The 12,062-nt window shown below is 62.8% G+C and carries 12 protein-coding genes; 3 read left to right on the top strand and 9 right to left on the bottom strand.

Annotated elements, in window-relative coordinates:
- Positions 1-3 precede the first annotated feature (3 nt).
- Positions 4-480 (bottom strand): DUF4177 domain-containing protein, encoded by a 477-nt coding sequence (locus FD715_RS05255; protein ID WP_147106254.1) that lies wholly within the window; start codon positions 478-480, stop codon positions 4-6.
- 66 nt (positions 481-546) lie between these two features.
- Positions 547-1,020: a thioesterase family protein gene (locus FD715_RS05250; RefSeq protein ID WP_147106251.1), complete on the bottom strand. Its 474-nt coding sequence runs from the start codon at positions 1,018-1,020 to the stop codon at positions 547-549.
- Between the two features lie 84 nt (positions 1,021-1,104).
- Here FD715_RS05250 and FD715_RS05245 point away from each other — a divergent pair, with 84 nt between their 5' ends.
- Entirely contained in the window at positions 1,105-2,283 is a 1,179-nt protein-coding gene (locus FD715_RS05245) for a bifunctional 2-polyprenyl-6-hydroxyphenol methylase/3-demethylubiquinol 3-O-methyltransferase UbiG (RefSeq protein ID WP_147106248.1), read from the top strand.
- A gap of 60 nt (positions 2,284-2,343) precedes the next feature.
- Here the strand turns inward: FD715_RS05245 and gatB are convergent, their stop codons facing one another.
- Entirely contained in the window at positions 2,344-3,858 is a 1,515-nt protein-coding gene (gene gatB, locus FD715_RS05240) for an Asp-tRNA(Asn)/Glu-tRNA(Gln) amidotransferase subunit GatB (RefSeq protein WP_147106245.1), read from the bottom strand.
- Between the two features lie 119 nt (positions 3,859-3,977).
- On the opposite strand from gatB, the gene FD715_RS05235 reads away from it, so the two are divergent.
- Positions 3,978-4,466, top strand: a complete 489-nt coding sequence (locus FD715_RS05235) for a hypothetical protein (RefSeq protein WP_147106242.1) — start codon at positions 3,978-3,980, stop codon at positions 4,464-4,466.
- Here the strand turns inward: FD715_RS05235 and FD715_RS05230 are convergent.
- Positions 4,454-5,620, bottom strand: coding sequence for a hypothetical protein (locus tag FD715_RS05230; protein ID WP_223274740.1), 1,167 nt, complete (start codon positions 5,618-5,620; stop codon positions 4,454-4,456). The two genes, FD715_RS05235 and FD715_RS05230, sit on opposite strands and share 13 nt — an antisense overlap.
- Positions 5,621-6,022: 402 nt before the next feature.
- Here FD715_RS05230 and FD715_RS05225 point away from each other — a divergent pair, with 402 nt between their 5' ends.
- Complete coding sequence (locus tag FD715_RS05225; RefSeq protein WP_147106239.1) at positions 6,023-6,691, top strand: transglycosylase SLT domain-containing protein; 669 nt, start codon at positions 6,023-6,025, stop codon at positions 6,689-6,691.
- Between the two features lie 110 nt (positions 6,692-6,801).
- On the opposite strand, the gene FD715_RS05220 is transcribed toward FD715_RS05225, so the two are convergent.
- The 5 genes from FD715_RS05220 to pepN all read right to left on the bottom strand — a co-directional run bounded on the left by FD715_RS05220 (position 6,802) and on the right by pepN (position 12,010).
- A complete protein-coding gene (locus tag FD715_RS05220; RefSeq protein ID WP_147106236.1) occupies positions 6,802-7,686 on the bottom strand; it encodes an alpha/beta fold hydrolase in 885 nt (294 codons plus the stop codon).
- Positions 7,683-8,114, bottom strand: a complete 432-nt coding sequence (locus FD715_RS05215) for a hypothetical protein (protein WP_147106233.1) — start codon at positions 8,112-8,114, stop codon at positions 7,683-7,685. The genes FD715_RS05220 and FD715_RS05215 overlap by 4 nt, the downstream gene beginning before the upstream one ends.
- Entirely contained in the window at positions 8,111-8,854 is a 744-nt protein-coding gene (locus tag FD715_RS05210; RefSeq protein WP_147106231.1) for an SDR family oxidoreductase, read from the bottom strand. The genes FD715_RS05215 and FD715_RS05210 overlap by 4 nt, the downstream gene beginning before the upstream one ends.
- 21 nt (positions 8,855-8,875) lie before the next feature.
- On the bottom strand, positions 8,876-9,391 hold the full coding sequence (locus FD715_RS05205) for a DUF1993 family protein (RefSeq protein WP_147106228.1): 516 nt from the start codon (positions 9,389-9,391) through the stop codon (positions 8,876-8,878).
- Between the two features lie 75 nt (positions 9,392-9,466).
- Positions 9,467-12,010, bottom strand: a complete 2,544-nt coding sequence (gene pepN / locus FD715_RS05200) for an aminopeptidase N (RefSeq protein ID WP_147106225.1) — start codon at positions 12,008-12,010, stop codon at positions 9,467-9,469.
- Between the last annotated feature and the right edge of the window lie 52 nt (positions 12,011-12,062).

Here is a 12,062-nt window from a genome sequence, read left to right as displayed (position 1 = left end):
GCCCTAGTCCTTGGTGTCAGCACCCTTGCGGTAGTCTGCCAGCTTCTTGAGCGACGCCGTCATTCCGGATACCGGGCTTGTCTCTTCCACACCGTTGTCCTGCGCCATCTGCGTGGGGCCAGGACCGGGCACGAATTCATCGTCCGCGGGTGCAGTCTCCTGCTCGGGTGCGCCGGGGTCCGTTTCGACGTTTGGGGTGTCATCCGGGGAGGGCAGCAACTCCGGCTTGAAATCGTCAAGCGGGACGCTGACAGATCGTCTGAACACCAGCATGTTGCGCCATTCGGTCGTGCTGCCGGTCAGGCCAGACCGCTCAACCGACGGCAGCGTTTCGGCACGCTGAAACTCCCATCCGTCGCGGCCCATGTCGTTCATCAGCGTCTCGAGCGCATGAGCAAAGCGGGCCTCGGCCCCCTTGATGCCCTTGCCCTTCTGCCCCTTGGTGGGGGCGGGCACGACCTTGTATTCCCAACCCGGCATGTCGCGTTCCCTTGTCTGTCGTTTGGCGCGTATATCGCCCGCATCGGCCCAAGAAAAGGGCCGTTCCTACCGCCGCCGGATACCGATGCGCGCATGCACCGCATCGGGTTTGGGCAGTGCTGAATGGGCCCGCGCCACCGCGGCCACCCGGTCCAGTACGTCCCCAGGCATCGGAGCAACGCGCGGCCCGGACTGGTCCACATGCAACGTCATCGTCTCGCCCGTCGCGGCCAGCCATCCTTCTGCGTGGCGCAACTCCTGGAACGAATGCAGACGTTTCTCGTCATGATCCACCAGGTGATAGGTCACGAAAATCGGGTCATTCACGTGCAATTCCCGCACATAGCGCACGTGGAATTCGGCAGCATAGGTCGTGTTGCCCGTCCGCGCCTGATAATCGGGACCAAAGCCGAAATGCTCGAACATCTGGTCTGCACCGAGATCAAACAGCACCCCGTAATAGGCCATGTTGAGGTGACCGTTGAAATCAATCCACTCCGGCTTGACGGTCATCTCCGTCGATTGAAACGGCGCCTGCATCCCGCACTCCTCTTACGTCACCTCCCCGATTGCATGCGGGGGCAGGGCTGGTAAAGGTCAAACCATTCTTTTAACGGATAGAATATGACCGACACCGTGCGCGCCCAATACGAGGCGTTTCCCTACCCCGAGCGTAAGCCCACGGACGAACGCAAACGGATGATCACCGGATCGCCCTCGCTTCCGGTTGAGATGGATCATTGGCTGTGGGGCGGCGCACGCGATTGGTCGCAACCTTTGAAGGCGCTTGTGGCCGGGGGCGGCACCGGTGACGCGCTGATCCAGCTGGCACAACAGCTGACAGATGCTGGGCGCCCTTACGACATCACCTATCTCGATCTGTCGGAGGCGTCGCGCAGGATTGCGGAAAAGCGCGCCGAGGTGCGCAAGCTCTCTGGCATCACGTTCATTACCGCATCCCTCTTGCATGCGAGTAAGTATGGTCCGTTCGACTACATCGACTGTTGCGGTGTGTTGCACCATCTGCCCGATCCGCAGGCCGGGTTTGATGCGCTGGCTGGCGCACTGACACCGGATGGCGGCATCGGGCTCATGGTCTACGCCCCGCATGGACGGTCAGGGGTCTATCCGTTGCAGTCCGCGTTCAATGCGCTGCTTGGTGACCTGACACCGGACAAGCAACTCAAGGCGGCCAAGCGCATCTTTGACCGCGTGCCCGATGCCCACCCGTTCAAGCGCAACGCGCGGCTGGTCGATCACAAGAACGGCGATGCGGGGTTCTACGATCTGCTGCTGCACAGCCAGGACCGGACCTTCACGATCACTGAACTGATTGGGGCGTTGAATGCGGCAGGACTGGATTATGCCGGGTCACCCGAGGCTATGCTTTACGATCCAACACCGCTTCTCGACACCCCACCAGCTATGGACCAGACCGCGCGCATGCAATTGGCCGAAGATTTGCGCGGCACATTCAAAACCCACGTCGTCTATGCCCGACCCAGGGGGCAGGTCATCTCTCCGCCGCTGGGCCAGCCGGAAGCCATTCCCCACCTGCGCAATGTTGAGGTCAAAGCGCTGGCAGACCATCTTGCGAAGGGCAAGGGTGTCACGATTGACACTGCGGGTGAGGCTTTCAGCTTTGAGATCCCGGCTCGGGCCGCGCCGTTGATAGAACGTGTTGATGGCAAACGGCGTCTACGTGATATCGCACCGTCAGACGCCGATCAACAGGTCTGGTCTCAGGTCGAAACCGCATTCTGCAACGCGGGCATGATGCACTATTCGCGACTTCTGGCGTAGGGCGGGCAATCTGCCCACCGAACAAGGTCAAAGAATGGTGGGCAGATTGCCCACCCTACGTCATCCGTTCAGCTTCTTGGCCACGATTTCATTGACCGCCTTGGGGTTTGCTTTCCCACCCGTCGCCTTCATCACCTGACCGACAAACCAACCCGCGAGTTTCGGGTTCTCCTTGGCCTTTTCGACCTGCGCAGGATTGGCCGCAATGACCTCGTCCACAGCCTTTTCAATCGCGCCGGTGTCCGTCACCTGCTTCATGCCGCGGGATTCGACCACCTCGGCCGGATCGCCGCCTTCGGTATAGATGATCTCGAACAGGTCCTTGCCGATCTTGCCCGAGATGTCGCCCTTGCCGATGAGGTCGATGATGCCACCAAGCTGTGCGGGGGACACAGGGCTTTCGGTGATGCCCTTGTCGTCATCGCGCTTCAAACGGCCAAACAGCTCGTTGATCGTCCAGTTTGCCGCCTGCTTTCCATCACGGCCATCGGCCACAGCCTCGAAATAGGCGGCGGTATCCACATCCGCAGTAAGCACGGATGCGTCATAATCGGTCAGTCCGAAATCTCCGATAAAGCGCGCCTTCTTGGCGTCCGGCAACTCGGGCAGGGAGGCTGCGATGTCATCCACCCACGCCTGTTCGATCTCAAGCGGCAGCAGGTCGGGATCGGGGAAATAGCGGTAGTCATGCGCCTCTTCCTTCGACCGCATCGACCGGGTCTCGCCTTTGTCGGGATCATAGAGGCGTGTTTCCTGATCCACTGATCCACCCGCTTCGACGATCGCGATCTGACGGCGCGCTTCAACGTCGATGGCCTGCTGGATAAAGCGCATGGAGTTCATGTTCTTGATCTCGCAACGCGTGCCCAGATGCGAAAAGTCCTGCGTTTCCTGATACTTCTCGTAGTCGCCGGGCCGACAGATCGACACGTTCACATCCGCACGCAGGTTGCCGTTCTGCATGTTGCCGTCGCAGGTGCCCAGATAGCGCATGATCTGGCGCAGCTTGGCGATATAGGCGGCCGCTTCTTCCGGCCCACGAATGTCGGGGCGCGAGACAATCTCCATCAGGCATACGCCCGTGCGGTTCAGGTCCACGAAGGACATGTTCGGGTCCATGTCGTGGATCGACTTGCCCGCGTCCTGTTCCATGTGGATGCGCTCGATGCGCACCAGACGGGCCGTGCCGTCGCCCAGTTCGACCAGCACTTCGCCCTCACCGACGATGGGGTGGTAGAGCTGTGAAATCTGATAGCCCTGCGGCAGGTCGGGGTAGAAATAGTTCTTGCGGTCAAAGGCGGAGTTCAGATTGATCTCCGCTTTCAGCCCAAGCCCGGTACGCACCGCCTGTTCGACGCAGTATTCGTTGATGACGGGCAGCATCCCCGGCATGGCCGCGTCCACGAAAGCGACGTTGGAATTCGGCTCTGCCCCGAATTGGGTCGAGGCGCCGGAAAACAGCTTGGCGTTGGACGACACCTGTGCGTGCACCTCCATCCCGATCACCAGTTCCCAGTCGTGCTTGGCACCGGCAATGGTTTTGGGGGTGGGCAGGTCGTAGGTCAGGTCAAGCATGGTCTCACCGGATCAGGATCATGGGGCTTTTTGCCGTGTAATGCGCCACCGCTTCGCTCGCAAGAGGGCGCGACGATCCGGCGTCTTTGCCGAACGTGCCGCCCGTGCAAACTGAACCCATGAAGATCGACGAAACTTCCGTGCCACCGGGCACCCTCATTGCACCTTTTGCCGCGAAAGAGGCGCACTACACCGACTGTTTCGAAACGCCCGTATCGGCGCCCGTGTCCCTGTGCGCCTACATCCACGCCTTCTACACCCAGCCGCTGTTTCAGGCCGAGCGCGTGGTGCTGCGCCTCGCCGCGCGGCAGCCGTCAACGGATGCAGAGGCGCAGGCGCTTGCGGATGGGCAGACCGACGGGTTTGCCGTCTGGTCGGTGTCGGGGCGGACGGACCACGAACTCCTGATGGCCGACAGGTCGGGGCGCACCATGTCCTGGCTGATGGTGGATGCACAGCACCTGCGCTTCGGCTCTGTCGTGGTGCCGCAGCGCACGAAATCGGGCAAGTTGACGCTCGGGCCCGTCTTTCACAGCCTGCTTTCGGCGCACAAGGTCTACTCGCGCGCACTTTTGTCCGGTGCCGCGCGGCGGGTTCAGGCGGATTGAAGCTCCGGCCCATCCTCGGTGAACACCACGCTCTTGCCGGTCGCCAGCTCGCGCCGAAACACCTGGTTCATGTATCGCAACGCATCGGCCTGCCCTGATGCGGCAAACATGTCTGGGCAGCGCACGCGCAATCCGTTGTCAAAACCGCGCGCAGCATGGGCCCACAACATCGGGTGCAGTTCGCTCAGGTGGTCGCGCACGATCCCGTCGGCGGCCGCAGCAATCTGGATCCGGATATAGTCGGTCTCGTCATGGCCCGTGGGTGTGGCGCCCATCGTGCTCGCGCAATATGCTGCCAGCAGGTTGACGGTGTGCTGATCATGGGTGCGCTTCAGAATGTCGCTGAGACCCTCGAGGAAGAAGTCCAGATCAAGCCTTGCGCAGGCTTCGCTGTCCTGCGCAATCGCGTCGAACATGACCCATGTGTAGGCACCCGTGCCCCAAAGATCATAGCTGCGCCCCGCCGCCCGGCGCGCTTCCAGCTCAAGCCGGTCATAGCTGCCGTGCCATCGGGGCAGCAGATGCATGCCCATCGCGCGGTACGCGCGCGGGTTTCTGGGGTCCAACTCCATCCATGTCTCGTATCGCGACACGACCTCGCGCGGGGATCCGCCCCGGCCCGTGATCAGTGCGCAAAAGGCGGCCGCCAGCAGGGGGCAATCCGTGCCCTTGGCGTCAAACGGCATCAGGATGTCACCAGCCCGGTCGAAATGAGCGGCAAAGGCTTCGCGGTTGCGCACCGGAACCTCGACCTCCCAGCCGGTGCCGCGCCAGGCCCAGGCGATGTCCATGTGGGCATGAGCCACGATTGCCGCTATCACTGGATCCTCAGGATATTCCACCAGAACCTGTTCCAGCGCCTCGATCCCGTCGAGAAGCGGCGCCTTGGGATCAGGCCGCCCCGACAACAGCGCATGTTCTGCGGCACCCACCACATCGGCCCGCGCGCCAAAGGCCAGAAGCTCAGCCACCGGCGTGCCGCCCAGCGTTTTCTGCCGCGCCCGGCTCGTGCGGCTGATTTCCGCGCTCAACCGCGCCCAATCATCCAGCCGCGCCAGTTTGAGGCCACGGGCGCGGTGCGTATCGCAGGCCCGGTCTTCGGCTGTGGGATCCGGGCTGGGGATCGAGACGTGACCGCGCCGTGGTGCCGGCACGGGGCACTGCCCCTCGCTTTGGCCGAAGTCTGTGTCATGTAAGGTATGTGGGTGGCGCCCCGGGGGCGGCACCTGCAGAACGCCATCCTGCGCCAATTTCAATTGCGGTCGTGCGAACCTGCCGCGCAACTGCACCAACGGGGCCATCAAGCGCTCTGCAAAAGCCATCGTTACCAATCCAATACTGTTTACGGGGACTAAAATGGCGTGGAATTGGGACACAAAAGCGGCAAGGCCGGGACATGTTCGGGCCGAGTGTCAGATGATTTTCCGTTTTTCTCGCTTGGGTTTTAACGATTCATGCACTGCGTGCACGTAGGCGCACATAGGGGCGTTGCGCTGCGGAATCCCGCCGGTCCTTCGGGTGGACAGCGGGGTGCTGTGATTTGCATACTGCGCTTCATGTCTGGCTTCCGCTTGTTGCTATTCGCCGTTTTGTGCCTGATCGCGCCCGTGGTCTCTGCCGAGGATCAGCCGGACCCGTATGACGGGTTGCGACCGCCTGCGCGCTCGGGCGACGTGCCACGCACGCGCTGGACGCATCAACCCGACCATATCCTGTGGAACCGGGCGGCCCTTTCGGCGCTCAAGGGCCATGGGCAACCACTTGTCGATCTTGTGCCTGCCGATATCGCGGACTGGTGCCCGCGGTATCCGCATGGGACCGACGCACAGCGCCGCGCCTTCTGGGTGGGGTTCCTGTCCGCGCTGGCCAAGCACGAAAGCACCTATAAGCCGCGCGCTGTGGGTGGAGGCGGCAAGTGGTACGGCCTGCTGCAGATCCTGCCTGCCACCGCCCGCGGATATGGCTGCAACGTTGGCACTGGCGAGGCGTTGAAGAATGGTGCCGCGAACCTCAGTTGTGCGATTCGGATCATGGCGGTGACAGTGCCGCGTGACGGGGTGATCTATGGCCGCGGCGGCAAGGGCGTGGCCGCCGACTGGGGCCCGCTGCGGTCGGCGTTAAAGCGGGCTGATATGGCGGGCTGGTTAAGGCAGCAGCGCTATTGCGCGCCGCTGGACAACGTCCGCCCCGTGTCTCGCCCTGCCACGCTGCCTGCCGTCGACTGAATGGGGCGCCCCCGAGAGGGGCGCGCACGATGTTTTGCATCTGGCTCCGCCAGATGCGGAGATGCGAGGCGCTGCCTCGCGCTTCGAAGTACTTTCAGCCAGAAGAAAAACTAGTCCAGCGTGGCGCCAATCTGATCCCAGACCTTTGGATAGGTCAGCAGGATCAGGTGGCCGTGCCCGTCGATGAAGGTGATGCCGGCACCCGGTAAGGTGTTAACAAAGCGTTGTGTCGGTTTTGGCGGGAAGACCGGGTCAACCGCACCGTGATAGAACATGATCCTCGTCCCGCTTAGCGCTTCAGGATCGGGGTTTGTCCAGCGGCGCAGATCACGGGTATGCCTGCGGTAAAGCCCGTTTTCCGGCAGTTCGATCCGGTCATTGTTGGCCGCGACCAGCGCATCGGCGGCGCGCGCCGTCTCTGGTGCCTCTTCGACATTCGGACCGTAGGCCAGGCGCCGGTAGTATTCGAGCCAGACCTTCCGCGGGTTCAGGCTGCGCGTCCGGGCCGCTGCCGCGGCCGTGCCTGCCGCGCCTCGCAGGCCCGCGAGGATAGGTTGAGGTGCGGGCAGGGCGGTGGAGATGCCGCTCACCCGCACATCCGTGTCCGGGCTGAGCATGCGAATGTCCTTTGCCGCTTCCAGTGCGATGACGGCGCCGGTGGAATGACCGACGAGGTCGATGCGCTTCAGCTTGTAAGTCTGCACGAGGCGCGCGATGCGCGCGGCGGCGCGGTCAAGATCCACGCTTTCCGCGCTCGGACGGCCATCAAAGCCGGGCAGACGGAAATAGGCAATCGCGCGGTTTGGTCGTGCAAAACGCTCGATCGGGGTCAGCACGCGGATGGAGGTCATGGCTCCAGGAATGGCCAGCACCGCGCTGTCGGCACGCGCCATCGCTTTGGCATCGTAGATCAGTGGATCGCTCGGCGCGCTGGCTTCCGGCACGGCACAGCCGGCCAGCCACAGGGCCGCAGCAAGGGCGCAGAGCCACCTCATCCCAGAAGCGAGAAATGGTGCCGTTTCACCGTCACGCCGCGTTTGGTCAGCACCTCTTCGAACGTGTCGGCGGGCGGTGTTGCCTCGAGTGGGAGGCGCACCTTGCGCCCCGAGACGAGCACTGCGCTTGCCCTGACCGAAAAGTCGAGCCGTGTGTCGAGGCGGATATGGTCGATCTTGCTCCACGCGATCTCTCCGGTGCGGCGGCCTGCGAACCAGCCGAGGCCCTCTGGTCCCAGCGTCAGCCCCGATATGCGCCCCGACATCAGGTCGTAGAGCGCAGGCGCCGTGCAAAGGGCAATGAGGCCCATCAGAATGGGCGAGGCATCAAGCAGAGCGATGGCCCCGAGGATGAGCGCCCAGACCAAGATCAACGCCACAAGGGTCCGGCGGTTCCGGCCGGTTGTTTCGAACCGGTAGGGCGTCATCGACCGCCTGTCACCTCCAGCGCCGAGCCGGTGACATAGCTTGCATCATCCGAGGCCAGCCAAAGGATCGCCTTGGCCACTTCCTCCGCCGATCCTTCGCGCCGCATGGGTACCATATGGGCGAGCTTCTGGGCCCGGCCGGGCTCGCCGCCCTTGGCGTGCAGCTCGGTATCGATCAGGCCGGGGCGCACGGACATGACACGGATGCCGTCTGGGGCAACCTCGTCCGACAGCCCCTTGGTAAAGGTGTCGATGGCGGCCTTGGATGCCGCGTAATCCACGTATTGATTGCCAGAGCCTATGCGTGCAGCGGCCGACGAAATGTTGATGATGGCCCCGCCCGTGCCTTGGGCCTGCATACGGATCACCGCCTCTTTTGCGACGAGCATAGCGCCGATGACGTTCACGTTCATCATGCGGGTCAGGCGAGCGTGGGTGATCTCGGTCAGCTTGGCTGTTTGGTCCACGATCCCCGCGTTGTTGATCAGCACGTTGAGGCGGCCAAAGGCGTCATCTGCGGCCCTGAAAATCTGCGCGATGTCGTCCGGATTGGCGACGTCGCCCTGAACGGTGACGGCTGTGGCACCTTCGGCCTCGACGGCGGCCTTGGCCGCATTGGCGCCATCCACATCACTGCGGTAGGCCAGCACGAAATCGTAGTCGGCAGCACCGAGCCGGGCGCAGGCGGCGCCGATCCCGGCAGAGGCGCCTGTGATCAGGCAAACGGGGCGTTGGGACATGGAGTGGCCTTTCAATTTCAACTAGTTCAGGGGCGTATCGGACACGAAGGATGTGCCTGGGCTGTAGACATGAAACCCGTCGAGGTGTCCTTTGCCGACCTTCGCCCCCGCCATGCGCACCGTCGCATAGGCGAGCGTCAGGTGGAATTGCGCATTCGGCAGCGCGTAGAGTAGCGCATAGTCGCAGCCCGGTTGGGTCAGTTCGGCTTCTCCTGCCACGTGGGTGATCTCGAGAGTATCGGCACCGTTGAGTGCAGTGCGGTCAAGCTGGTCGAGCAGAAAGCGCATGTCATGGGCAAGGGCGAGGATCGCACCGGGGTCGGTGTCCATCGGCATCTCCGGCACCTCGTCACCCGTCAGAGGCATTACCGTGCGGGCGACATATCCAAGCGCCACGCAGAAATGCTCGGCTGCGGAAAAGCTGTCGGCGGCAAGCCGCGCCTCAAGCTGCGCCGGATCGTCGAGGCATGCCAGCAGGCGTTGCACAGCGTCGGTCAGGCGTTTGAGAGGCGGGATCGTGGCGTCGTAGAGGTCCATGGTCGGTCTTGTGGCACGGGTAGGACCGGGGGTTCTACCCCCGGACCCCCGTCGTATTTTCAGTCAGAAGAAACATCAGGCTTCGCGGATGCGCGTGATCATTTCGGTCGTGTCCCGGCTGAGGTTCGGGGTGGAGGCGATGCGTTCCAGCTCCTTGCCGATCATGGACTGGCGGATCGCATCATAGCGCCGCCAGGTCTGGAAGGCCGAACACATGCGGGCCGTGGTCTGCGGGTTCACGGGATCCAGCTTGATCAGCCAGTCGGCGAGCAGGGTGTAGCCCGATCCGTCCTTGGCGTGAAAGCCCGCGTGGTGCGCGGAGAACGTACCAAGCGTGGCGCGGAACCGGTTGGGGTTTTTCCAGTTGAAATCCGGGTGCTGGGTCAGCGCCTTTGCAGTGTCTGCGGCGTCGTCAGGGTCTGCTTCGATCACCTGCAGGCCGAACCACTTGTCCATGACCAGCCGGTCGTGCTTCCACTGCGCTTCGAACTGTGCCAGCGCAGCGTCCCCGCGCCCGGCGCGGATCAGACAGGCTAGGGCCGCCAGCTGCTGCGTCATGTTGGTGGCGCTGTCGAACTGCGCTTGCGCGGCCTCACCACCATCCAGAAGCGTCAGCAGGGACAACACCGTATTACCCAACGCGCGCTGTCCGGCCTGTCCGGCGTCAGGGGCATAGGGCGCATCAACCTGATGGCGGGCGTAGAGGTCGGGCAACGCATCTGCCATATGCCCGGCAAGCGCTTTACGATGCGCCTCGGCAGACGCCCAGATTGCATCCGGGTCCGGTGTCGTGCCCGCCTCATGCAGGTCTGCAGCCAGTTGAGATTGGCCAGGCATCGCAAAGACATAGCCACGATAGGCCGGATCGAGCGCATCATCGGTCAAAAGCCCCGCAACCCCATCGAGCCATGCCGTATCCGGGGCCGTGCCCTGCATGATCGTGCCCAGAAGCGACGCTTTGGCCAGGTTCCGCGCGGCCTCCCACCGGTTGAACGGATCGGTATCGTGGGCCAGCAAAAAGGCGTGGTCCGGCGTGTGATCCAGCACAACGGGCGCGGAAAAGCCACGCAGGATCGACGGCACCGGCTTTGCTGCAAGCCCGGGAAAGCTGAAGCTCTGGCTGTCGTCGGTCAGCTCCAGCACGTGTGTCGGCAGCACCTCGTCCCCGTCTGGACCAAGCAGGCCCACGGCAATCGGGATCACCTGCGCCTGCGGCTTGGGTGATGCGGCAGAGGGCGGCGTGTGTTGCGCGAAATGCAAAGTATACGTGCCATCCTCGAAACTGTCGGTGACAGCGACACGCGGCGTGCCCGCCTGAGAATACCAGCGCTTGAACTGGGTCAGATCGCGTCCCGTGGCATCCTCGAACACCTGCAGCCAGTCCTCGATCGTGGCCGCATCGCCGTCATGACGGTCAAAATACAGGTCCAACGCTTTTTTGTAGCCTGCATCGCCCACAAGCGTCTTGAGCATCCGAATGACTTCTGCGCCCTTTTCATAGACGGTTGCCGTGTAGAAGTTATTGATTTCCTGAAAGCTTTCAGGCCGCACCGGGTGGGCCAATGGCCCCTGATCCTCGGGGAACTGATGCGCGCGCAGCACGATGACGTCCGAAATCCGCTTCACTGGTTCCGACCGCATGTCGGCAGTGAACTGGCTGTCACGGAACACGGTCAGCCCCTCTTTCAAACACAGTTGGAACCAGTCCCGGCAGGTGATCCGGTTGCCGGTCCAGTTGTGGAAATACTCATGCGCGATGATCGCCTCGATCCGCTCGAAATTGCTGTCTGTCGAGGTTTCGGGCGAGGCGAGCACGGCAGAGGCGTTGAAGATGTTCAGGCCCTTGTTCTCCATCGCGCCCATGTTGAAATCGTCCACGGCCACGATGTTGAACACGTCCAAATCGTAGGCGCGGCCATAGACGTCCTCGTCCCATTTCATCGAATCCTTCAGCGCCTGCATGCCAAAGGCGCATTTGCCCTCGTCCCCGGGACGGACGTATAGGGCGAGATCGACATCGCGGCCCTCCATTGTGGTGAAGCTGTCGCGATGGGCGACAAGCTCGCCCGCAACCAGCGCGAACAGGTAAGCGGGCTTGGGCCACGGATCGTGCCATTCGGCCCAGCCATCGCCCGACGCCACCGGGTTCCCGTTCGACAGCAGCACCGGATGCGGGCCGTTGATGCGGACAGTAAAGACCGACATCACGTCGGGGCGATCAGGGTAGTACGTGATCTTGCGAAACCCTTCGGCCTCGCACTGTGTGCAATACATGCCGTTTGATTGGTACAGCCCCTCAAGTGCGGTGTTGGCCGCCGGGTCGATTTGCACCTCTGCTTCCCAGGTAAACGGCACGTTCGGAACGTCGCAGGTCAGGCCGGTGTCCGTCAGCGTTGGTTTGACCGCGTCACCGTCGATCTTGGCTGAGATCAACGACAGGTTTTCGCCATGTAGAAAGAAGGCGGTGTCCTTGGCGTCCGGGTTCGGCGCAAAGCGGATGCGGGACATTACCCGCGTCGCCGACGGGGCCAGGTCAAAGGTCAGGTGCACTTCTTCGACGACGTAGCCGAACGGTGCGTAATCCTTGAGGTAGATGGTCTGGGGGGACGCGTCGCGCATGGGGCACTCTCAATCAGGGGTCTGTCGCAACGGTAGGTCCGGGTCCGGGGGA

Origin of the sequence: Tateyamaria sp. syn59 (assembly GCF_007995245.1) — a bacterium.
Classification (GTDB): Bacteria; Pseudomonadota; Alphaproteobacteria; order Rhodobacterales; family Rhodobacteraceae; genus Tateyamaria.
Note: the sequence above shows the minus strand (reverse complement) of the source record. Positions and strands in the feature narration are given on the sequence as shown.